Annotated in this window: 28 protein-coding genes; 19 read left to right on the plus strand and 9 right to left on the minus strand. The window is 33.6% G+C overall.

Annotated features, from left to right (window positions below; all coding sequences use genetic code 11):
* Positions 1-74: 74 nt before the first annotated feature.
* The 3 genes from BUB80_RS12350 to BUB80_RS23840 all read left to right on the plus strand — a co-directional run bounded on the left by BUB80_RS12350 (position 75) and on the right by BUB80_RS23840 (position 1,422).
* On the plus strand, positions 75-551 hold the full coding sequence (locus tag BUB80_RS12350; RefSeq protein WP_073293244.1) for a SixA phosphatase family protein: 477 nt from the start codon (positions 75-77) through the stop codon (positions 549-551).
* 178 nt (positions 552-729) lie between these two features.
* On the plus strand, positions 730-1,128 hold the full coding sequence (locus BUB80_RS23835) for an archaemetzincin (RefSeq protein ID WP_228433794.1): 399 nt from the start codon (positions 730-732) through the stop codon (positions 1,126-1,128).
* A 27-nt stretch (positions 1,129-1,155) separates the two neighbouring features.
* Positions 1,156-1,422, plus strand: a complete 267-nt coding sequence (locus tag BUB80_RS23840; protein WP_228433796.1) for a zinc metalloprotease — start codon at positions 1,156-1,158, stop codon at positions 1,420-1,422.
* 99 nt (positions 1,423-1,521) lie between these two features.
* On the opposite strand, the gene BUB80_RS12360 is transcribed toward BUB80_RS23840, so the two are convergent.
* Complete coding sequence (locus BUB80_RS12360; protein WP_073293246.1) at positions 1,522-3,063, minus strand: serine hydrolase; 1,542 nt, start codon at positions 3,061-3,063, stop codon at positions 1,522-1,524.
* Between the two features lie 81 nt (positions 3,064-3,144).
* Here BUB80_RS12360 and BUB80_RS12365 point away from each other — a divergent pair, with 81 nt between their 5' ends.
* The 7 genes from BUB80_RS12365 (at position 3,145) to rsmD (ending at position 6,828) form a co-directional block, all read left to right on the plus strand.
* Positions 3,145-3,594, plus strand: a complete 450-nt coding sequence (locus tag BUB80_RS12365) for a GNAT family N-acetyltransferase (protein WP_073293248.1) — start codon at positions 3,145-3,147, stop codon at positions 3,592-3,594.
* Positions 3,595-3,635: 41 nt separating this feature from the next.
* On the plus strand, positions 3,636-4,085 hold the full coding sequence (locus tag BUB80_RS12370; RefSeq protein ID WP_073293250.1) for a hypothetical protein: 450 nt from the start codon (positions 3,636-3,638) through the stop codon (positions 4,083-4,085).
* The gene (locus BUB80_RS12375) at positions 4,085-4,579 is read left to right on the plus strand and encodes a metallophosphoesterase family protein (protein ID WP_073293252.1); all 495 of its coding nucleotides are present in this window, start codon (positions 4,085-4,087) and stop codon (positions 4,577-4,579) included. The genes BUB80_RS12370 and BUB80_RS12375 overlap by 1 nt, the downstream gene beginning before the upstream one ends.
* A 73-nt stretch (positions 4,580-4,652) precedes the next feature.
* Positions 4,653-5,147, plus strand: coding sequence for a Smr/MutS family protein (locus BUB80_RS12380; protein ID WP_073293254.1), 495 nt, complete (start codon positions 4,653-4,655; stop codon positions 5,145-5,147).
* 18 nt (positions 5,148-5,165) lie between these two features.
* Positions 5,166-5,882: a DUF3822 family protein gene (locus BUB80_RS12385; RefSeq protein WP_073293256.1), complete on the plus strand. Its 717-nt coding sequence runs from the start codon at positions 5,166-5,168 to the stop codon at positions 5,880-5,882.
* A 37-nt stretch (positions 5,883-5,919) separates the two neighbouring features.
* Positions 5,920-6,219 (plus strand): hypothetical protein, encoded by a 300-nt coding sequence (locus BUB80_RS12390; RefSeq protein WP_073293258.1) that lies wholly within the window; start codon positions 5,920-5,922, stop codon positions 6,217-6,219.
* A 30-nt stretch (positions 6,220-6,249) separates the two neighbouring features.
* Positions 6,250-6,828: a 16S rRNA (guanine(966)-N(2))-methyltransferase RsmD gene (rsmD, locus tag BUB80_RS12395; RefSeq protein WP_073293260.1), complete on the plus strand. Its 579-nt coding sequence runs from the start codon at positions 6,250-6,252 to the stop codon at positions 6,826-6,828.
* Here the strand turns inward: rsmD and BUB80_RS12400 are convergent.
* Entirely contained in the window at positions 6,825-7,172 is a 348-nt protein-coding gene (locus BUB80_RS12400; protein WP_073293262.1) for a winged helix-turn-helix transcriptional regulator, read from the minus strand. The genes rsmD and BUB80_RS12400 overlap by 4 nt on opposite strands.
* An 82-nt stretch (positions 7,173-7,254) precedes the next feature.
* Here BUB80_RS12400 and BUB80_RS12405 point away from each other — a divergent pair, with 82 nt between their 5' ends.
* On the plus strand, positions 7,255-7,854 hold the full coding sequence (locus tag BUB80_RS12405) for a nitroreductase family protein (RefSeq protein ID WP_073293264.1): 600 nt from the start codon (positions 7,255-7,257) through the stop codon (positions 7,852-7,854).
* 289 nt (positions 7,855-8,143) lie between these two features.
* Here the strand turns inward: BUB80_RS12405 and murI are convergent, their stop codons facing one another.
* The 5 genes from murI to BUB80_RS12430 all read right to left on the minus strand — a co-directional run bounded on the left by murI (position 8,144) and on the right by BUB80_RS12430 (position 13,548).
* Positions 8,144-8,974, minus strand: a complete 831-nt coding sequence (murI, locus tag BUB80_RS12410; protein WP_073293266.1) for a glutamate racemase — start codon at positions 8,972-8,974, stop codon at positions 8,144-8,146.
* Positions 8,975-9,150: 176 nt separating this feature from the next.
* Positions 9,151-10,275, minus strand: a complete 1,125-nt coding sequence (hemW, locus tag BUB80_RS12415; protein ID WP_073293268.1) for a radical SAM family heme chaperone HemW — start codon at positions 10,273-10,275, stop codon at positions 9,151-9,153.
* Between the two features lie 50 nt (positions 10,276-10,325).
* Positions 10,326-11,276: a PorP/SprF family type IX secretion system membrane protein gene (locus BUB80_RS12420; RefSeq protein WP_073293270.1), complete on the minus strand. Its 951-nt coding sequence runs from the start codon at positions 11,274-11,276 to the stop codon at positions 10,326-10,328.
* Between the two features lie 51 nt (positions 11,277-11,327).
* Positions 11,328-12,392 carry an RluA family pseudouridine synthase gene (locus BUB80_RS12425; protein ID WP_073293272.1) on the minus strand — a complete coding sequence of 355 codons (1,065 nt, stop codon included), beginning with the start codon at positions 12,390-12,392 and terminating at the stop codon, positions 11,328-11,330.
* A 73-nt stretch (positions 12,393-12,465) separates the two neighbouring features.
* Complete coding sequence (locus BUB80_RS12430; protein ID WP_073293274.1) at positions 12,466-13,548, minus strand: PASTA domain-containing protein; 1,083 nt, start codon at positions 13,546-13,548, stop codon at positions 12,466-12,468.
* Positions 13,549-13,704: 156 nt separating this feature from the next.
* Between BUB80_RS12430 and BUB80_RS12435 the strand changes: the two genes are divergently transcribed.
* The 4 genes from BUB80_RS12435 to BUB80_RS12450 are packed head-to-tail and all read left to right on the plus strand — an operon-like array spanning position 13,705 to position 16,236.
* Positions 13,705-14,697 carry a D-alanine--D-alanine ligase gene (locus BUB80_RS12435; RefSeq protein WP_073293355.1) on the plus strand — a complete coding sequence of 331 codons (993 nt, stop codon included), beginning with the start codon at positions 13,705-13,707 and terminating at the stop codon, positions 14,695-14,697.
* Between the two features lie 2 nt (positions 14,698-14,699).
* Entirely contained in the window at positions 14,700-15,164 is a 465-nt protein-coding gene (coaD, locus tag BUB80_RS12440) for a pantetheine-phosphate adenylyltransferase (RefSeq protein ID WP_073293276.1), read from the plus strand.
* 36 nt (positions 15,165-15,200) lie between these two features.
* Positions 15,201-15,563 (plus strand): four helix bundle protein, encoded by a 363-nt coding sequence (locus BUB80_RS12445; protein WP_073293278.1) that lies wholly within the window; start codon positions 15,201-15,203, stop codon positions 15,561-15,563.
* 40 nt (positions 15,564-15,603) lie between these two features.
* Entirely contained in the window at positions 15,604-16,236 is a 633-nt protein-coding gene (locus BUB80_RS12450; RefSeq protein WP_054513000.1) for a trimeric intracellular cation channel family protein, read from the plus strand.
* A gap of 81 nt (positions 16,237-16,317) precedes the next feature.
* Here BUB80_RS12450 and BUB80_RS12455 read toward each other — a convergent pair whose 3' ends face one another.
* Together BUB80_RS12455 and BUB80_RS12460 are read right to left on the minus strand one after the other, a co-directional pair.
* A complete protein-coding gene (locus BUB80_RS12455) occupies positions 16,318-16,884 on the minus strand; it encodes a tetratricopeptide repeat protein (protein WP_073293280.1) in 567 nt (188 codons plus the stop codon).
* A 109-nt stretch (positions 16,885-16,993) separates the two neighbouring features.
* Positions 16,994-17,488: a dihydrofolate reductase gene (locus tag BUB80_RS12460; protein ID WP_073293282.1), complete on the minus strand. Its 495-nt coding sequence runs from the start codon at positions 17,486-17,488 to the stop codon at positions 16,994-16,996.
* A 76-nt stretch (positions 17,489-17,564) separates the two neighbouring features.
* Here BUB80_RS12460 and BUB80_RS12465 point away from each other — a divergent pair, with 76 nt between their 5' ends.
* From BUB80_RS12465 to BUB80_RS12480, 4 genes are all read left to right on the plus strand, one after another.
* Positions 17,565-18,173 carry a LemA family protein gene (locus BUB80_RS12465; RefSeq protein WP_073293284.1) on the plus strand — a complete coding sequence of 203 codons (609 nt, stop codon included), beginning with the start codon at positions 17,565-17,567 and terminating at the stop codon, positions 18,171-18,173.
* Entirely contained in the window at positions 18,173-18,601 is a 429-nt protein-coding gene (locus BUB80_RS12470; protein ID WP_175549604.1) for a TPM domain-containing protein, read from the plus strand. Before BUB80_RS12465 ends, BUB80_RS12470 begins: the two co-directional genes overlap by 1 nt.
* Complete coding sequence (locus BUB80_RS12475; RefSeq protein WP_073293289.1) at positions 18,582-19,391, plus strand: TPM domain-containing protein; 810 nt, start codon at positions 18,582-18,584, stop codon at positions 19,389-19,391. Before BUB80_RS12470 ends, BUB80_RS12475 begins: the two co-directional genes overlap by 20 nt.
* A 192-nt stretch (positions 19,392-19,583) precedes the next feature.
* The gene (locus tag BUB80_RS12480; protein WP_073293291.1) at positions 19,584-20,105 is read left to right on the plus strand and encodes an NAD(P)H-dependent oxidoreductase; all 522 of its coding nucleotides are present in this window, start codon (positions 19,584-19,586) and stop codon (positions 20,103-20,105) included.

Here is a 20,105-nt window from a genome sequence, read left to right on the forward strand (position 1 = left end):
ACGTAGTTTTTTTTATAAATCATGTTTTATTCCATTATTTTTTTTATAATTTTAATCTTCCAATAAACAAAACTATGAAGAAACTCATTCTTGTAAGACATGCAAAAAGCGACTGGCCTGAAGACACAGAGGATTTCGATAGACCTCTGGCTGACAAAGGATTAGAAGACGCTAAGAATATGTCACAATTTTTAAAGAACAATCAAATTCCGATAGATTATATGGTATCGAGCCCAGCCGTTCGTGCCCTGAATACCTGCGAAATTTTCAACCAAACGTATCAATCGGCAATGATAACGGATGAAAAATTATACAATCCTTTGGAAAGAAATTTTGAATCTGCAATCTACAATTTGGATGATAATCATGATTCTGTAGCTTTTTTCTCACATAATAATGGGATCTCTAATTTTGCCAACTCTATTTCTGAAGATATCTTTCACTTACCAACCTGCGGAGTTGCTGGTTTTGAAATTGACTGCAATTCTTGGGCAGAGTTTGATGGAGCACATAAGAAATTATTATTCTTTTATGATCCAGGGAAAATTTAGCTCAATTTTTAAAATCTTCTTTTTATCAACATTTATATTCCTCTTTTCCTGTGAAAAGAAGGAAAAAAACTATTTTGCTACCATTTCATTAAATGATGTAAAACTTTCTACGCCCAAGCCGGGCGAATGGAGATATAATCGGGATGAGAAATTCCAAACTTTTGAGGATTTCCAAAAAATGGAAAAAATTAAACCCGAAGCCGGAAAAAATAGTATTTATTTACAACCCATCGGAACATTCGGCGATTTACAAAAGAAAGAAATTCAACTTACCCAAGAATATCTAAAAATTTATTTCCAGCTTGAAACTAAAATTTTACCTGCTTTATCCAATGATATATTTCCAAAATCTGTAAGAAGAATCTTCAAAGACGGACAAGAGCAAATTTTAGCTGGATATGTGCTGGATAGTATTTTAATTAAAAGAAAACCAAAAGATGCCGTTGCGTTAATGGGAATCACAGAAAGAGATCTATTTCCCAAACCGGAATGGAACTATGTCTTTGGATTAGCTTCTTATCAGGATGGTGTTGCCGTAACCTCGATGTATCGATTTGCAAATGGAAATTTAACCTAATCAAATTTTAATAAAAGCCTCGAAAGATTGATAAAAATAAGTTCTCACGAGATCGGGCATATGTTTGGCATCAGCCATTGTGTAAATGCCAATTGTGTAATGAATGGGACCAATCATCTTCCCGAAACAGATTCTCATTTTGCAAGAGCATGTTCGCTTTGCCAGCAAAAACTGAGTTCAAGTATTAAATTTAACAATCAAAAAAGATTAGTTGAATTAAGAAATTTCTTTGAAAAACAACATCTAAATACTGAGCTTACCCGAGCAGAGCAGGATTTAAATTTATTGAAATAAATTTCGGATAAAGCCATTCACAAACCACAAAATAAAAAAACGGACTAAAGTCCGTTTCTATTGATAAGAGATATTTTAAAATTTCAATTTGTTATCCAATTATTTTCTTTTCAAATCAAGATCATCAAAATCAAAACTGAAATCTGTAACATCGGAAATAGGTTTTAGCTTTGCAGACACCGCTTTCCCATTTTCATCGTAATTGAAAATAATATAAGCATCAGCATCGTAACTTCTGTCATCCCATTTAATAATGAAAGAGTTATTAGAGTATGGAAGGAGTTCCCCTTTTAATCTTGGAGAGTTTTTACATGCAATGGTGTAAGTATTTCCCTTTTGAGAAATTTCTACATCGCCAAACCAAACATCATCGTATTTACCTACAAACTGTTCGGCTTTAGGTTGAAGGTTTTTATCTTTTTTAAATGACTCCGATGTTGCGAAAGCTTCTTTCTTTTGCTTTTCATAAACGGCTTCATTTTTTGTTATTCTCTCGCCATACGTTTTCAACCAATTTCTGTCTGCCACGCCTAAATAAGAATCTTTAACCGTATTGGTAATGGTGTTGAAAGCTGCCCCTGACTGTTGGTTGGTTAAAACTACAATTCCTAATTTCAGATCCGGAATTAAAGTAAACTGCGTTACTGTACCAATTAATCCGCCTGTATGCTGAACTTGTTTGTGCCCTTTAACATCACTTAAAAACCAACCCATTCCATACCCATAAAAACTGGTATCATAAGGGTTTTTCGCGGCTACTCTATCAGGAATCTGTAAGCTCCAAAGCTGTTGAACATTTTTATCTGAAACCAACTTTTTGCCTTCTTTCGTCGTGAAATTATTTAACAGAAATTCTGCCCAAGTGGTCATATCTACGATGTTACTCATAATTCCACCTGCCGCGTTGGCTGTTTCGTTCCAGTCGTGAGGAACTGCGATTGATTTCCCATCTACAGGTGCGTGAGCATCAATTTTATTGTTTATTGCCTTTGCTCTGTTATAACTTCCGAAACTTGAGGTCATCCCAACAGGTTTCATAATTCTTTGTTCGATAAAATCTGCCCAACTTAATCCCGAAACTCTGTGAATGACTTCTCCGGCAACAATAAACATTACATTGTTATAATCTAAAGTAGTTCTGAAAGGGTTTTCAGGTTGCAAATATCTTACGTTATGTATAATATCATTTACCGTTAAATTACCTCCTTCAGGGAAAAACATTAAATCGCCCTGTCCTAAGCCTAGCCCAGCTCTGTGCGTTACTAAATCTTTAATGGTAACATTTTGCGAAACATAAGGATCATACATTTGAAATTCGGGAATATATTTTGAAACCTTATCATTCCAGTCTAATTTTCCTTCATCTGCTAAAATCGCTAATGCCGTACAGGTAAAGCCTTTTGAGTTGGAAGCAATTCCCACCAACGTATTGGCATCCATAGGCTGCTTTGTTGTTAAAGAACGTACGCCTACTCCTTTTGAATAAATCAGTTTTCCATCTTTTACAATTCCGACGGACATTCCTGGAACATCAAAAGTTTTCAACGTATTCTGGATCAGTTCGTCCAGTTTTTTTTCTTCAACCTGCCCAAAAGAGATCAGAGAGAACAGAATAAAGAACAGAGAAAAGTTATGCTTCATTATTTTTAAATTTTCTCAAAGTTAATCAATTCAACATTTATTGAGTAAATTTGATTTTCTATAAACAAAATAAACATTAACGTGAAAATTATTTCTGTACGACAAAACCCAGAATATAAAGATATTGCTATACAATATTTACAAAAAAGCTGGCCAGATATTTATCCGAAGATGTATGAAGATTGTATCACTCACAGTATTGATGCAGAACAGTTTTTACCACAATGGTATCTTTTAGAAAAAGATCATGAAATTATAGGTTGTGCAGGTTTAATAACGAATGATTTCATCAGCCGAGGAGATTTGTATCCTTGGGTTTGTGCCATTTTTATTGAGGAAAATCATAGAGGAAACAATTACATGTCATTACTATTAGACAAAGCAAAACAAGATACCAAGGAAGGCGGTTTTAAATACCTAAACCTTTGTACAGATCATATTGGTTTATACGAAAAATACGGATTTCAATACATTGCTCAGGGGTATCATCCTTGGGAAGAGGAATCTAGAATCTATCAAATTACTTTATAAAATAATTTCAAAGTTTATCTTTGCAAAACTAACTCTATATAATGACAGCAAAAAAGCTATTTACATTGTTTTTATTGATACTCAGTTTTCACTTATACTTCTCACAGGAAGCCATCATTAAAGACGATAAAGTTTTACTTGATGGAAAACAGATTTTAAAAGTCGAAAAAATCAACGTTGCTCAATACTCTTTCTTTTCTATGAAAGATGACGAAGAGATTCTGCTTTACAAATACATGGATAATGAAACTCCGAAATATGTAAATGATGATTATTTTATTCTTAATTTCCTGACAGAGAAAGTTAAAATAGAATCAACTGATATTGGAAAGATTGCCAATTTCATGAACTCCAGAAAAGGAATGGAAAAATTGATAAGATGGCTGATCAAAGAAAGAGTGCTTACTCATGATGGGGAATTAAATCCTGAGCGTGTTGCCATTTTCAAAGAAAAATACGACGAAAACATTACCGAAAGAACTGTTAGATAATGACCAAAATCCTCCTCCTTTCCGACTCTCATTCTTATATCGATGACCGAATTTTAGACTATGCCCAACAGGCTGATGAAATTTGGCATTGTGGAGATTTTGGAAATCTTGAAGTTATTGAAGAACTCGAAAAAATTAAACCTTTAAAAGGTGTTTACGGAAATATAGACAACACAAAGATCCGATCTGAATTTCCTGAAGTAAACCGTTTTTTTTGTGAAGAACTAGAAGTATTAATGATTCACATCGGAGGATATCCCGGAAAATACACTCCTTTAGCAAAAGAAGAAATCGCTGAAAAAGCTCCTAAATTATTTATTTCAGGGCATTCTCATATTTTGAAAGCCATGTATGATGAAAAGAACAAACTGCTTCATCTTAATCCCGGGGCTTGTGGAAAACAAGGCTGGCACAAAATGAGAACAATGATGCGTTTTGTGATTGAAGGAGAAGAAATAAAAGATCTTGAGGTTATTGAATTGGGACCGAAATAACTTTAAATTTGCATCAAGAATCTAAATATAAGATTCAACTCGTGTCTGAGTGACAAAATTGAAAATAATAAAAATGAAGATTGGTGATAAAGTTTCTGTGGTAGATGAAGATTTAAGCGGAATGATAACTTCTGTGCACGGAAACATTGTGGTTTTTAAAGATGAATATGGCTTCACCTATCAATACCAAGCAGAAAAATTGGTTCCGAATAATGCTTCCATCTACGAAAATATGAAAGTAGAAAGAAAGCCGGAGCCGAAGAAAGTGACTTCAAAAAAACATCATAAAAATCAGTTAGTACTGGATCTACATTTTCATCATCTGGTTAAAAATCCGAATGATTATGATAGCTTTGAGAGACTTTTTCTTCAAAAAGAAAAGCTATTGGAAGTTATCAGCTTTTGCAGAAAAAATAATTTAAAAAGATTAGAAATCGTTCACGGAATAGGTGATGGCGTTTTACAGAGAATGGTCATGGATGTTTTGGAGAGCCAAAGCAAACTGGATTATTATCATAAAGAAATACTTCATCATCAATCGGGTGCGGTAATGGTAGAATTTCACTAAATTTGCAACAATTGTAATATGAACGTACTTAATTTACTTTTTACCAAAGACGGATTGATCTACCAAATAGCTAAGAATAAGAGCATTTTGGAGGAAAAATCTTATTTTGTTACAGAAGAAACTCCAGAAAATTTTATTACTGATCAACTGGATAATGTTCTGATAAAACAAAGATTTGACGAAATTCATGTAATCTCGTCGCTGAACCATTTTACTTTAATGCCTGAAGGATTTTCAGAGCATACTACAGGTTTTGAACTCATTGCTTACAACGCTCCCGTTGATAAGGAAAATGAAGAACTCATGCTTTCTGTGAACAAAAAATTTAAGGTTCAGTTTTATTATACTTTCCCGAAAAGTTTTTATAATAAGATAAAAGAATTGGCTATTCCGGTTCATTTTAACTTTTCAGGAGAGAAGTTTTTAAATTCGATCACGAACAAAAGTAATAAAGAAATTCACATTAATCTTTACCATAACCAATGTGAGTTTTTTGCCATTGACAATAAAAAAATTATCTTATATAATAATCTGGATGTAAATTCAGAGGTAGACTTTCTTTATTTTGTAATGTTTACGTTAAGCAAAATAGATTTTGGAATTAATGAAACCAACTTTTTCGCTTACGGAGAAACTACTGAAAATGAAACCTTTATTTCAGAACTACAAAAATTTGTAAAGAATCTGAAAATTGTATTTGATAATATTCCTAATAAGAATTTTATATTAGGATAGCATAATTTATTTTCAACTAAAAACTTTAACCATTATCATGAAAAAATCAGTTCTTTATTTTGTAATAACTGCATGCAGTTTTGTTATTACTTCTTGTGGCTCGGCCAATATAAGTGATCAAAAAGATGGTCTGTCTTATGAAACAGTAATAAAGGCGAAAAGTGTAGAAAATGAATACTCATTTATAAGACAAAACTGTAATGATTGCAAAGTAAAATCACAATCATTATCTGAAAATAACGGTAAACCCTTTGATGTAATAACTGTCGAAAAAACTGACGGAACAACATTAAAATATTATTTTGATATAAAATCTTTTTACGGAAAATTTTATTAAAAAATAAAAAACAACTTCAACTTAAAAAACATGTACAGAATAATATCCGGCAGATGGAAAGCCAAAAAAATAGCAGCTCCAAAGAATTTTGATGTAAGACCGACGACGGATTTTGCCAAAGAAGCTTTGTTCAGCATTTTAGAAAATACCTATGATATGCAGTCGATTTCTGTGCTGGATCTTTTCGCAGGAATAGGGTCTATTACTTTCGAATTTGCTTCAAGAGGTTGTAAGGATGTCGTTTCTGTAGAAATGAATCCTAAACATACGAGCTTCCTTAATTCTACAGCTTCAGAATTGGATATGTCTTCACAAGTAAGCGTTCAAAGAGGCGATGCTTTTGATTGGTTAAAAAAATTCAGAAACAAAAAATCTTTTGAGATCGTTTTTTCTGATGCCCCTTTCGAAATGGAAGAAAAAAAATACCACGAACTTATTTCTTTAGTTTTACACAACAAATACCTAAAAGAAAATGGTGTTTTGGTTGTTGAGCATCAAAGCAGAATGAAATTTGATCATCCCAACTTTTTAGAAACCCGAAAATACGGAAATGTAAGTTTCAGTTTTTTCAAACCTAATACAGTAGAAACAGATAACCAGGAAATTTAATTCTTGGTTATTTTTTTTGAAATATCTACCGCATCCTGCCCCCATTTTGTAATTTCAGTTAAGACAGGAAGCAATGTTTTTCCAAAATCAGTTAATGAATATTCTACCATTAAAGGAGGCTTTTTTGTGTAAACCTTCCTGTCTATGATATTATCTTCTTCCAATTGTTTTAATTGAAGACTAAGCGTTCTTTCTGTAATGGTAGGAATTAATTTCCTCAATTCGTTATATCTTTTAGCACCATCAATTAAATAAAATAAAATTACCGCTTTCCATTTTCCGCCTATAAATCTCATCGTTACGCTGGTGCAGCAAGGATAAGGCTTGTTATCTACTGTATACATTTATACTATCATTTTTTACCGTTATTGCAAAGCTAACAAACTTAAATTAATTTTGCAACTATAAAAATGATAGTATAAAATTATGAGCTTTTTAGAAAAAATGAAAACGAGGTATACCGTAAAAAAATACAATCCTCAAGGAACAATTAGTGAAGAACAAGTAACTCAATTGAAAGAAATATTGAACCTAAGCCCCTCTTCCATTAACAGCCAACCATGGAATTTTGTCTTTGTGAGTAATCCTGAAATCAAAGAAAAATTAGGCGAAGCTTCTTATTTTAATAAAAATAAAATTATAGAAAGCAACCAGATAATCGTTTTTCAGGTATTAAAAAATTCGGAAGATTTTGAAAAGCAAATCGAAGCAACCTTGCCGGAAGGTTCTATCAATTATTACAATAATTTTGTAAAATCAAAAGGAGAAGCTGCTATCCAATCATGGCTTAGACATCAAGTGTACTTATCCCTTGGAGTTCTCCTTTCCGCTTGTGCCAATATGGATATAGACTCTACCCCAATGGAAGGAATTGAGCCAGAAAAATATGATGACATCTTAAAAAATGACAAATATGAAACCTTATTTACTGTGGCGATTGGAGAAAGATCTGAAGATGACAGCAATCAACCCAAGGTAACCCCAAAGACAAGATTAAAAGCCGAAAAAGTAATTGTAGAGTTTTAATAAAGAACAACTTGCCTAAACTTTTTATCTTAACCGCAAAAGAAACAAAAGCTATTATTGGATATTAAAAGTTGAGCTATTTTTAAAACAAAAGCTATCAAAAGAAGAATATTTCGAATCCGTTCAATACAAGAACATTTAAAAAACTGATGTGTTCTTGTTTGTAGTTTATTGGTAAGCTTAAAAAGTTATATGCTCTTTCTTTTGCTTCTTTTGTGGTTAAATCTTTAATGATTTTAAATAGGCTTAAAAACAAAAGCTGTTTCGGTGTGAAGCAGCTTTTGTTTTTTTATAATACTTTCAGTTCAAGATCGATTGTTTTGCCGAAGAATTTCTTAGAAATCTTCTCAAAATTCTTAGTGATATCTGAGAGATAAAAATGATAATTCGGTTTTGAATTGCTATCATTTAAAAGATGATATTTATCTAAAATAATCTTCAAATGGTTGGTAACTATATTAGGAGAATCAATCACACGAACACGATTCCCGTAATATTGCTTGATTTCGTCAATCAATAAAGGATAATGCGTACATCCTAAAATCAACGTTTCAATATTCTTTAATTTACTATTGCTTAAATAATTATAGATAATAGCATGCGTGATTGGATGATTTTTAAAACCTTCCTCAATGGCAGGAACCAATAAAGGTGTTGCTAGTTCATCAACCTTGATCCATTTATTATGCTTTCTAATACTCTTTTTATATAAACCTGAATTCACCGTCGCTTTTGTAGCAATAACTCCAACATTCGTATGAATTTCGTAAGAAACTTTTTCGGCAACAGGATTTATTACATCAATCACGGGAACTTTTCCTGCAACAGATGCCATCACTTCATTCAATGCATTCGCCGTCGCCGTATTACAGGCAATTACAATTGCTTTACAGTTTTGTGCCAACAAAAAATTAGTGATCTTTGTAGAATATTCAATGATCGCTTCTTTTGATTTCTCACCGTACGGAAGGTGTTTTGTATCTCCAAAGTAAATCAGATCTTCATGAGGAAGAAGTCTTTTTATTTCTTTAGCTACCGTTAACCCTCCAACTCCACTATCAAAAACTCCGATAGGCTGCTTAGGTGAGAGATGCGAGTAATTTTCTTTTTTAGTTTTCAAGTGAGCTGAAATTTTATACAAAAATAAGGAATTTTGTGCGACAATATATCATCTTTGAAAGATGATGCTTCGACTCCGATCAGCATGACATCGCTACAAATTAACAGCTAAAAAACAGTTAGTATTAGAAGTGTCATACTGAGTCGAAGTCGAAGCATTTTTATATTTAATTAAATTTAAACAATAAACAAATCCGAAGCAATCCCATCTGCCATAAACCAATGTTTTTCAGGAATTTTAAGGTGATTGTTTTCAACGACTAAAATATCATTGGAAACCTTAGATTTAATATCATTTTGAAACGTATCTAAAATCTTATCTGAGAATTTATGATTCAAACTTTCAAGATCTACTCCCCAAATTGTTCTCAACCCGATCATGATCATTTCATTAAACTGATCTTCCAGAGAAAGAATTTCGGTCTCTTTAGCGACAATATTTGAATTTAATTTTTTAATGTATTGTTGATTATTGGCAACATTCCAGCTTCTTGTGTCATGTCCGTTGTAAGAATGTGCGGATGGACCAATTCCCAAATACTCTTTATACTTCCAATAAGAAGAATTATGCCTTGAATAAAAACCCGGTTTTGCAAAATTAGAAACCTCATAATGATCAAAACCATGATCTTTTAGGAAGTCTGAGAGATAATAAAACTCTTCATTCTGTTCTTCTTCTTTAGGATTGGCAACTTTTCCTTTTGAGATCCAGTTTTCCAATGCTGTTTTTGGCTCAACAGTCAGCGCATAAGAAGAAATATGAGGCACTTCTAAAGCAATGGTTTTCTTTAGGTTTTGTTTCCAAATCTCAAGATTAGAAGTGGGTGAACCATAAATAAGGTCAATACTTAAGTTCTCAAAGCCAAAATCCTGAGCTCTTTTAATAGAACCTTCTGCTTCGGAAGCATTATGTGCACGATTCATCAACTTTAAATCTTCCTCGAAGAAACTTTGGGTTCCTATCGACAAACGATTAATATAAGAACTTGACAATCCTTTTAAAAAACTTTTATCTAAATCATCAGGATTCGCTTCTAAGGTAATTTCAATGTCTTTATCAAAACTAAAATGCTTTAAAGTCTCATCAATCAAAGAATTGATCTCATCAACTGAGAGAATAGAAGGCGTACCACCTCCAAAGTAAAGGGACTGTAAATTTTTATTCTGCAGTTCGTCTTTTCGTAAAAAGATCTCTTTCTTCATTGCAGCAAGCATTTCATCCTTAAAATTTAAAGATGTTGAAAAATGAAAATTACAATAACTGCATTTTTGTTTACAGAACGGAATGTGAATATAAATCATAAAAAAAGCTCTGAAAAAATCAGAGCTCAAATTTATTTAAATTAAATTGATTAATATCTATAACCTCTATGATTAATGAAGTTATCAAAGTTATAACCTAGACCAATCATGAAGCTATTCCCTCCATACGTCTGAATATCAGACAATCCAAGGTTATAAGTAGCACCCACCATAAATTTGTTAAATCTTACTTTAACAACTGGAGAGATACTTAATTGCTGACTGTCGAATCTATTCTGAACAGATCTATAGTTTACTCCGAAAGAGAACGCATTGATATCATTAAAGAATGTTGCCATTAAGTTATAATCAATAGTTCTTGTAGAGTTGGTATTCAAGTTGATTAATGCAGAAGGCGTTACATACATATTATCTGCAAAATGCCAGTCATATCCTAAGTTTAAGAAGAATTTGATTGGAGAAGGCTCACGACCGTTAACGATAGACTCATCATTCGTTAAAGCAATGTCATTTACAGAAACACCCGCAAAGATGTTGTGATAAGTAGCTGCTACCCCAAAGTTAGCATAAGCCATAAAGATGTTGCTTTCGCTACCTTGTAATAAAGGATCAGAAGCATCTTCAGTATTAATTTTTGAATAATCAAAATTCATATTATACAAGCTTACACTTGTACCGAAAGAGAATTGATCTTTTCTGTCTCCTTCACTGCTAAGAGGAATGAAATATGAAGCACCAGCTGTAATACCCCCAGCCGAAATAGGTCCATTACTATCTCTAAAAACAGAAATACCAGCACCTACTCTATCAAAGATATTCGCGTTAATCCCCACAGATTGTACATTTGGAGATTCGCTAAACTTTGAAAATTGTTGTTGGTAGTTAAGATTAAGCTGAACATAGTCCGTTTTACCGTATTGTGCAGGGTTGAACAGGAACTCACCATCCAAAAGATATTGTTGATAGTATGGTAATGTTTCTTGTGCTTTATATGCATTTGACAAAAGAGCCAAACACACCATAGCATATAGTTTTCTCATAACAAATCTTGATTTCAATTCAACAAATATAAAAAAATTCTCAATATATTTTTAGTTTTCTAAATAATTTCTCCATTTTTTTACGGCATCCGTCATATCTTGGGGCATTGGGCTCTCAAAATACAATTCCTTTTTTGTCGTTGGATGTATAAATCCTAAAGTATGGGCATGAAGAGCATGTCTAGGTAAAATTTCGAATACGTTTTTTATAAATTGCTTATACTTAGGTAAGTTAACTCCTCTTAATGGTGTATGACCTTCATATCTCTCGTCATTAAACAGCGTATGGCCAATATGTTTGAAGTGCGCTCTTATCTGATGGGTTCTTCCTGTCTCTAATTTGCATTCCACCCAAGTCATATACTTAAATCTTTCAAGGACTTTATAATGGGTTACTGCATGCTTGCCGTGGCTTCCGTCTACATAGGTATGCATTTGCATTCTATTTTTAGGATGCCTACCGATGTGTCCGGTTATTGTTCCTTCATCATCCTTCACATTCCCCCACACAAAAGCCCAATATAATCTTTTGGTTTTCCTTTCAAAAAACTGTTTTGCAAGGAAGCTTAAGGCATATTCATTTTTAGCAATAACCAATAAGCCTGATGTATCTTTATCAATTCTATGTACGAGTCCTACTCTATCTAAATCGGACTTTTCATTATTTTGTTCAAAATGATACGCAAGTGCATTCACTAAAGTTTTGTCCCAGTTTCCAAATCCAGGATGAACTACCATTCCAGGATCTTTGTCTACCACCACCAAATCATCATCCTCATAAACAATATTAATAGGAATATTTTGTGGAACAATAACATTTAACCTCGGAGGATGTGCCAGCAACACAGAAACATGATCGCCCGGCTTTACCCGATAGTTTTGTTTTACCGGTAATCCGTTTACCACAACATTTCCGGCTCTGCACGTTTGCGATATTTTGTTTCTTGAAGAATTCTGACGGTATATTAATAGAAATTTATCTATTCTTAAAGGTTCTTGTTTTTTATCAACAGTGATATTAAGATGCTCATACAATCCGCTATTCTCCTCTTCAATATCAATATTGTTGGGATCTAACAATTCTTCATCTAAAAAATCTTCGTTATCTTCTGACATTCTTTTTTATTTTTTACACAAAAGGCCTCAACATTATGAAAGTTGAAGCCTTAATTTTTATGATAAATATTTATTATTCTACGACTACTTTTTTAGCTTTCGGCTTTTGAGCGGGTTGCTGTGGTGTATTTGTAGTTGCTGATTTATTATTACTTCCTGTATTGGCATTACCTGTACTACTTGTAGAAGGTTTTGGTTTCTCTACCGTAGAAGCTGCAGGTTTCGTTGCCGCAGGCTTAGGCTCTGTCTTCACAGGTTCTGTTTTATGAACCGGAACAGGAACAACCGGAGCCACTTCTTGAGGAGCAGGATAGTTATGAACCTCTTCGTAACGTACCGGAGGTAGTGAAGTATCCACTTTCATTCTGTATATAGAGTTTAACTGTTCTATTTTCGCATTCAATTCAGCCGGTGTTTTCTTACTTGCCCAAAGATCCATCTGCATTCCCTGGTCCCTGACATCTCCCGAAGCAGGATCCTGATAATAAATAATATCAGACTCATCTTTACTTCCGTCTTCATGTTCTACAAGACCCACTTCAAACATACTTCTTGCAATAACTCCTCGTGCTTCTTTCACTGTTAATCCCACAACATTTGGGATTGAAATATTTCTCATTGGCCCTGAACCAACAACAACATCAATGGTTGAGAATCTAGGAATCAATGTTCCTGGCTTCACTGCATTTCCTTTGAATAATACTCTAAGAATAGCATCTTTCTGAATACTTGGTTCAAAAATAGTATCCCCAATCTTCAATCCTACCTGATTTATTCTCTGGAAAGCCAAACCTGAATATTTATTAATAACATCCGGAATGGCTACAGGAGCCCAAGTTCTCGGGTTAACTCTTAACTGAATAGCTCTACCATCTTTCACACGGGAACCCGCAGACGGAGACATTTTAAGAACCTGAAAAGGTCTGTATTTTGGATCATAAGTAGCACTATCTACTTCATAATCTAGTCCTGTGTCTTCCAATATCTTGACAGCATCATAGACCGATTTATTTACTACATTTGGAACTGGCGTTTCCTGACCATGTTTTGTATGGTATTCTAACCAACGAAATGTAAGCCATACAAGGCCTACAAAGACCACGATAGCTAACAATATGTTCAGTAAAACTCTCCAATTGAAAAGTGATTTAAGCATACTTAAAAATACTTTAATTATAACCGCAAATATAATTAATAATTTTAGAATGTCCTTTTTATTTAACACAATTCATTTTTGGATTCAAATTTTCGGATTTTCACTTATTGCATTACATAAAATCATTAAATTTGCCCTAATTGATACTATATGGTTATGAGCAAAAAAACTGTTGCCGTAGTTATGGGAGGCTATTCCGACGAATATGTTGTTTCCCTAAAAAGCGGTCAATTAATTTATGATTCTTTAGACAGAGACCTATATAATGTATATAAGGTAGTTATCCTTAAAGATGAGTGGTATTTCCTAGGTGAAAATGATAAGAAATATGCCATTAACAAAGGTGACTTCTCCGTAACATTAGATAATAATGAGCAGCTAACATTTGATGTTTGTTTTAATATTATCCATGGAACTCCGGGCGAAAACGGAATTTTACAAGCGTATTGGGATGCCATCGGACAAACCTATACAGGATGTGATTTTTATCAAAGCGCTTTAACATTTAATAAAAAAGATACATTAGCGGTATTGTCAAAATACGGAATTCCTTCAGCAAAGAGTGTTTATTTAAGAAAAGGAGAAGATATTAATGTAGATGAGATCATCGAAAATCTAGGACTTCCTGTTTTTGTTAAGCCTAATCAGTCTGGTTCTTCTCTGGGAATTTCTAAAGTAAAAGAAAAGTCTGAATTAATTGCTGCCACAGAAATTGCCTTTAAAGAAGATGATGAGATTTTAATTGAAAGCTTCTTAGACGGAATGGAGGTTTCTGTAGGTGTTATAGATTTTAAAGGAGAAACCATTGTGTTAGGAATTACAGAAATTGTTCCTCAAAATGAGTTCTTTGATTATGAAGCTAAATACGAAGGTGCTTCCGAAGAAATTACCCCTGCAAGAATTGATGCCGAAACAACAAAAAGAGTAGAAGAAATTTCAAAAAGAGCCTATGATTCTCTAGGAATGAGTGGCTTTTCACGCAGTGAATTTATTTTGATGGATGGCATTCCTTATATGTTGGAAATGAACACAAACCCTGGATTTTCTCCAGCAAGTATTCTTCCTCAACAGGCAAAAATCTATGGAATTTCTATTACGTATCTTTGCGGAAATGAAGTTGAAAAAGCTTTAGCTAAAAAATTAAAGTAAGTATGAAAATTGCTGTTTTCCCTGGATCATTTGATCCTATCACTTTAGGACATTACGACATTATAGAAAGAGCGGCTCCGCTTTTTGATAAATTAATTATTGCTATTGGGCAGAACTCTCAAAAAAAATATATGTTTCCGTTGGAAAAAAGGATGGAGTTTATTCAAAATTCTGTTGCCGAATTTCCCAACGTTGAAGTAGATTATTTTGAAGGCTTAACGGTTGACTTTTGCTTTGAAAAAAATGCACAGTACATTCTTCGAGGATTAAGAAATCCTGCAGATTTTGAATTCGAAAAAGCAATTGCTCACACCAACAGAACTTTAGCCCATAAAAAATTAGAAACCATTTTCTTATTAACCTCATCAGGAAAATCTTTCATCAGTAGCAGCATCGTAAGAGAAATTATCAACCACGGCGGCGAGTATGAATTATTGGTTCCTGAAGCAGTAAGAGTAAAATTATAAATAATAAGTAATTGGTAATAAGTAATATTTAATACGATGGATTTTAATCAATTATTTAGAGACAGAACTAAAAACTTCTCTATTTCCATTATTAAATCATTATCATCATTACCTTATTCTGATGCCCTTTCAATTATTAGAAAACAAATCATAAGGTCTGCTACTTCTGTAGCTGCAAATTACAGAGCAGTTGCAAGAGCCAGATCTGAAAAAGAAAGATTTGCTAAAATATGTATTGTTGTTGAGGAAATTGATGAAACTCAACTTTGGTTGGAAATAATTGAAGAACTTGAATATCTAAGTCCTGAAAATATTTTAAATTTAAAATCAGAATGTGAAGAACTCGTAAAAGTAATGACAACCTATAAATTTAAATTGTCACAAAATAAAACGGAATAATTTATATCACTCATTACCAATTACTCATTACTCATATTATATGCACGAACAGTTCAATTTTGCCATAGAAGTACTCGGAACCATTGCCTTTTCGATGTCGGGAAGTTTTGCGGCCATGCAAAAACGTCTCGATCCGTTTGGTGTACTTATTATTGCTTTCGTAACTTCTGTTGGAGGCGGAACTGTTAGAGATTTATTATTGGATATTCCAGTTTTCTGGATGCACGACCTTTTAACCTGCGGCGTGATTATTATCACCAGTATTTTCACAATGATATTTAAATCCTTGGAGAAAAACTTTAAAGTAACTTTATTTATTTTTGACAGCTTCGGATTGGGATTATTTACCATTATCGGCGTCCAAAAAGGCTTACATGTAGACATCCATCCTTTAATATGTATCGGATTGGGAACCATTACAGGCTGTTTCGGAGGGATTATCCGGGATATTTTATTAAATAGAATTCCCCTTATTTTCAGAAAAGAAATTTATGCAACCGCATGTATTGTCGGTGGTTCGGTGTTTTTATTACTCACAAAATACACTACACTCTCTTATACTTTCATCCAGATTTTCACCATTTTATTAATTGTCGGAATCAGAACATTAGCCGTAAAATACCATTGGCAAATGCCAAAATTCTATGGGTATGATCATAGTTCGGAAATGTAACTAAATCATTAATTAATGATTCAAAATAAAAAATGCACTTGATATTTTCAAGTGCATTTATATTATGTGAGAAAGTCTACATTAGAACTTCCCTCTCTGTCTCATATGAGGATTGTGTACGTGCTTTTGCATCGTTGGCATTTTCAACTGATCTTTCATCATTTTGATTTGATCTGTCATCATTCCTGCACTATCCAATCTTTTTGCTTCCTCCAGTAGTTTTTGACCTTCTTGCTTTCTTCCTTTAGAAATAGCTGCAGCTGCCAAATTTAAAGTTGCCATTGCTCTGTCATGCTTCATGTTCAAGCCATATTCCAACGCTTTTCTCATTAACGGTTCTACTTTTGTAGGGTGTTCCTGCGCTAAAGTCAAACCTTGTAAATAATGAAAATAACCGTACTGAGATTTATGTAGCTGATTTTGATAATCCTTAATATTACTTAAGTATACCACGGCTTTATCCATATTTTGTTTTCTCAATTGCCAGAATGCCAAAAGGATATATTCATTTTTAAAGAAAAGAAAAATAGGCAATGCGGCAAGAAGAAATACTACGACTCCCCAACCTAAGCTTCTTGTGAAGATCATTAAATAGAGACCTGCGATAATAAGAAGTGCTGCAATTACAATTTTTATGTACTTATTCATTATTAAAATTTAGAAGTGCAAAGATAAGAAATTCGATTGGTAGTTAATGGTTGTTTATTGATGGTTTCTAGTTAAAAATTTCATGTATTTCAAAACTATGAACTGCCAACTATTTAGCTTCAATTCTTTCAAACGTCTGAAAGTAAAAATCATATTGATTTTTTTCATCTTTTTCATGAAAGACTTCCTCCGTTTTCTTCCAGATTTTTGTGTTAATTTTCGGAAAGAAAGTATCTGCTTGTAAATCTGCTTTTACGAGAGTAACTACAAGTTTGTCAGCCAATTCTATCGTTTGATCATAGATGTTTCCGCCACCGATAATGAAAACTTCTTCATCAATCTTTTTTGCAAACTTCACCGCTTCTTTAATACTCCCAACAATCAGAATCCCTTCTTCAAACCAGTTTTTCTTTCTTGAAATAACAATGTTGGTACGATTAGGAAGTGGCTTCCCGATACTTTCATATGTCTTTCTTCCCATAATGATCGGATGCCCCGAAGTAAGATCTTTAAAATGTTTTAAATCTTTGGGAAGATGCCAAAGTAATTGATTTTCAAAACCAATCTCATTCTTCTCTCCCATTGCCACCACTATTGTTGTCATTAAAATAATTTTCTGCAAAATTAGCACATAATTTGTATATTTGGTTAGCACAAAAAATATTTAAAAAAATTAAACTATGAAAAATAAAGGTTGCCTGAGCGCCGGAACCATCGGTATTGCTCTTCTTATTATTGTTGGCGTTATATTCTTCTGGGGAAAGAACGGATATAATAATTTTGTAGACCAAGAACAAACAGTCAATGCAAAATGGTCTAATGTAGAGACAGTTTATCAAAAAAGAGCCAATCTTATCCCTAATCTGGAAAGAACCGTTAAAGCGTATTCTAAATTTGAACAGGAAACCCTAACCAAAGTTGTTGAAGCACGTTCTAAAGCGACTTCTATCAACATTGATCCTACGAATATGACAGAAGCTGATATGGCTAAATTTCAGGCTGCACAGGGAGAATTATCAGGTTCTTTAAGCAGATTAATGGCAGTTGTAGAATCTTATCCCAACTTAAAAGCAGATCAACAATACATTAATTTCCAAAGAGAATATACTGCTATTGAAAATAGCATCAGAACTGAAACGGTTTACTACAACGATGCCGCTAAGGTTTATAATACATCAATAAAAACTTTCCCAAATAATATTTTGGCGAATTTTACCAACTTTAAAGAAAAACCTTACTTCAAAGCTGAAGCAGGAGCTCAGAAAGCACCAGACGCTTTCTCTGAATAATGGGCACTTTCTTAACAAATCAACAGATAGCTTCCCTTGTGGAAGCTATTCAATCCGCAGAAAAACATTCTACAGGCGAGATTAGAGTGCATATAGACTCTACAACCGAAGATCAAAATGCAAAGACTGCATTTGAAGTTTTTAAAAAGCTTTGTCAGAATAAAACTGCAGAAAGAAATGCTGTGCTTTTTCATGTAAATTTTGGAAAAAAGTATCTTACTATTATCGGAGATATCGGAATCCACGATAAAGTATATCAATCTTTTTGGGATCATCTGCATGATGATATCACTTCAGAATTTGCTAAAGGAAATTATTATCAGGCTTTAAAAAGTGCCATTCTTGAAACGGGCACTGAACTAAAAAAACATTTTCCCGTAAGAGGAGAAAACCCCAACCAACTTTCTAATGAGATTACGTTCTCTTAAAATAGTATTATCATTTGTATTGATTTGCTTTTACACTTTCGTATCAGCACAATATACCATTCCTGCAAAACCAGCGGTTTTATACCCTGTTTTTGATGAAGCCAATATACTTAGTCAACAGGAAAAAGATGAGCTTAATAACAAGCTAATAAAGTTTGCAGATTCTACCTCAACAGAGATTGAGGTTATCATTATTCGTTCCACAAAAGGAGAAGATGTAAATTTTCTCGCGACGATGTTTGGGGAAAAATGGGGAATCGGAAAAAAAGGAATCGACAATGGCGTTGTTTTCTTAATTGCAACGGAAGATCACACCATGTCTATCCAACAAGGAAGAGCAGTTGAACAATATTTGACAGCATCGGTTGCAGGACAGATCTTAGACTATATCGTAACTCCCAATTTCAAACAGGGGAAATGGTATGAAGGTATCAATCGTGGTACCTCAGCCATTATGGAAGCTGTAGAAGGCAAATTTAAACCTATAGCCAACCAAGATAATGGAGGAAGCGGTAGTACATTAAAGATTCTTATCATCGCATTTATTATCTTAATCATTCTAAGCATTCTTTTTGGCAACAGAGGTGGCGGAAGAGGAGGAAACAATGACGATGATGATGATGTAATTCTCTCCAGAAGAGGTCGCAGAAATTATCCCGGCGGATTCTTTCCTTTCCCTGGTAGCTTTGGAGGAGGATTCGGAGGAGGAAGTTCTGGCGGAGGCGGCGGATTTGGAGGCTTCGGTGGAGGCGGAAGTTTTGGAGGCGGTGGCGCTTCCGGAGGATGGTAATTCAGAAAGAGATTAATAAAATATAATCGGGCAGCTATTGTCCGATTTTTTATTTAAAATTCTAAAAATTCATCATTTCTTTATCTTATCTTAATATTAAATTCACTTTTACATACTAAAAACTTAATAAAAGCACCTTAAAAACGTCTTTAATTCAATCTTTTTTTATTATATTTACTGAAAACAGGTTTTATGAAGAAGACGTTGGTAGTTTTTGCACATCCTTATCTAGAGCACTCAAACTCGAATGTAGAGCTCATCAATTTCTATGTTCGTCACCAACATTTTACGCTTAGAGATCTTTACGAAGAATATCCCGATTTTCATATTGCTGCATTCAGAGAAAGAAAGCGTCTTAAAAATTATGACCGTTTTATTTTTCAATTCCCAATCATCTGGTTTGGAGTACCTCCCTTATTGAAGTTATGGATTGATGAAGTTTTTGACCGAGACTGGCTAATAGAAGGTGAAAATAATCCGTTGGAGGGTAAGGAAGTTCACATTCTGGTTACCACAGGCGGGAAGGAAAGATCTTTCACCAAAACAGGAACCTATCAATACACTATTGATGAACTCATCAGCGGACTGATTGTTTCCTTAAACGTTTTCAAAGCCAATATCAAAAATATAAAAATTGTCTACGAGGCCAGTAAACTATCAAAAAAAGAGATCATTTTACATAAAAAAGAATTCACCGAACTCCTGAACCAATAA

It is taken from the genome of Chryseobacterium polytrichastri, from assembly GCF_900142445.1.
GTDB classification, from domain to species: domain Bacteria; phylum Bacteroidota; class Bacteroidia; order Flavobacteriales; family Weeksellaceae; genus Chryseobacterium; species Chryseobacterium polytrichastri.

What these genes read in the sequence shown, in the direction of transcription:
- BUB80_RS12350 (WP_073293244.1), top strand. Translation starts at nt 75, where the DNA reads ATGAAGAAACTCATTCTTGTAAGACATGCAAAAAGCGACTGGCCTGAA.
- BUB80_RS23835 (WP_228433794.1), top strand. Translation starts at nt 730, where the DNA reads ATGGAAAAAATTAAACCCGAAGCCGGAAAAAATAGTATTTATTTACAA.
- BUB80_RS12360 (WP_073293246.1), bottom strand. Translation starts at nt 3,063, where the DNA reads ATGAAGCATAACTTTTCTCTGTTCTTTATTCTGTTCTCTCTGATCTCT.
- BUB80_RS12370 (WP_073293250.1), top strand. Translation starts at nt 3,636, where the DNA reads ATGACAGCAAAAAAGCTATTTACATTGTTTTTATTGATACTCAGTTTT.
- BUB80_RS12375 (WP_073293252.1), top strand. Translation starts at nt 4,085, where the DNA reads ATGACCAAAATCCTCCTCCTTTCCGACTCTCATTCTTATATCGATGAC.
- BUB80_RS12380 (WP_073293254.1), top strand. Translation starts at nt 4,653, where the DNA reads ATGAAGATTGGTGATAAAGTTTCTGTGGTAGATGAAGATTTAAGCGGA.
- BUB80_RS12385 (WP_073293256.1), top strand. Translation starts at nt 5,166, where the DNA reads ATGAACGTACTTAATTTACTTTTTACCAAAGACGGATTGATCTACCAA.
- BUB80_RS12390 (WP_073293258.1), top strand. Translation starts at nt 5,920, where the DNA reads ATGAAAAAATCAGTTCTTTATTTTGTAATAACTGCATGCAGTTTTGTT.
- rsmD (WP_073293260.1), top strand. Translation starts at nt 6,250, where the DNA reads ATGTACAGAATAATATCCGGCAGATGGAAAGCCAAAAAAATAGCAGCT.
- BUB80_RS12400 (WP_073293262.1), bottom strand. Translation starts at nt 7,172, where the DNA reads ATGTATACAGTAGATAACAAGCCTTATCCTTGCTGCACCAGCGTAACG.
- BUB80_RS12405 (WP_073293264.1), top strand. Translation starts at nt 7,255, where the DNA reads ATGAGCTTTTTAGAAAAAATGAAAACGAGGTATACCGTAAAAAAATAC.
- hemW (WP_073293268.1), bottom strand. Translation starts at nt 10,275, where the DNA reads ATGATTTATATTCACATTCCGTTCTGTAAACAAAAATGCAGTTATTGT.
- BUB80_RS12420 (WP_073293270.1), bottom strand. Translation starts at nt 11,276, where the DNA reads ATGAGAAAACTATATGCTATGGTGTGTTTGGCTCTTTTGTCAAATGCA.
- BUB80_RS12425 (WP_073293272.1), bottom strand. Translation starts at nt 12,392, where the DNA reads ATGTCAGAAGATAACGAAGATTTTTTAGATGAAGAATTGTTAGATCCC.
- BUB80_RS12430 (WP_073293274.1), bottom strand. Translation starts at nt 13,548, where the DNA reads ATGCTTAAATCACTTTTCAATTGGAGAGTTTTACTGAACATATTGTTA.
- BUB80_RS12435 (WP_073293355.1), top strand. Translation starts at nt 13,705, where the DNA reads ATGAGCAAAAAAACTGTTGCCGTAGTTATGGGAGGCTATTCCGACGAA.
- coaD (WP_073293276.1), top strand. Translation starts at nt 14,700, where the DNA reads ATGAAAATTGCTGTTTTCCCTGGATCATTTGATCCTATCACTTTAGGA.
- BUB80_RS12445 (WP_073293278.1), top strand. Translation starts at nt 15,201, where the DNA reads ATGGATTTTAATCAATTATTTAGAGACAGAACTAAAAACTTCTCTATT.
- BUB80_RS12450 (WP_054513000.1), top strand. Translation starts at nt 15,604, where the DNA reads ATGCACGAACAGTTCAATTTTGCCATAGAAGTACTCGGAACCATTGCC.
- BUB80_RS12455 (WP_073293280.1), bottom strand. Translation starts at nt 16,884, where the DNA reads ATGAATAAGTACATAAAAATTGTAATTGCAGCACTTCTTATTATCGCA.
- BUB80_RS12460 (WP_073293282.1), bottom strand. Translation starts at nt 17,488, where the DNA reads ATGACAACAATAGTGGTGGCAATGGGAGAGAAGAATGAGATTGGTTTT.
- BUB80_RS12465 (WP_073293284.1), top strand. Translation starts at nt 17,565, where the DNA reads ATGAAAAATAAAGGTTGCCTGAGCGCCGGAACCATCGGTATTGCTCTT.
- BUB80_RS12470 (WP_175549604.1), top strand. Translation starts at nt 18,173, where the DNA reads ATGGGCACTTTCTTAACAAATCAACAGATAGCTTCCCTTGTGGAAGCT.
- BUB80_RS12475 (WP_073293289.1), top strand. Translation starts at nt 18,582, where the DNA reads ATGAGATTACGTTCTCTTAAAATAGTATTATCATTTGTATTGATTTGC.
- BUB80_RS12480 (WP_073293291.1), top strand. Translation starts at nt 19,584, where the DNA reads ATGAAGAAGACGTTGGTAGTTTTTGCACATCCTTATCTAGAGCACTCA.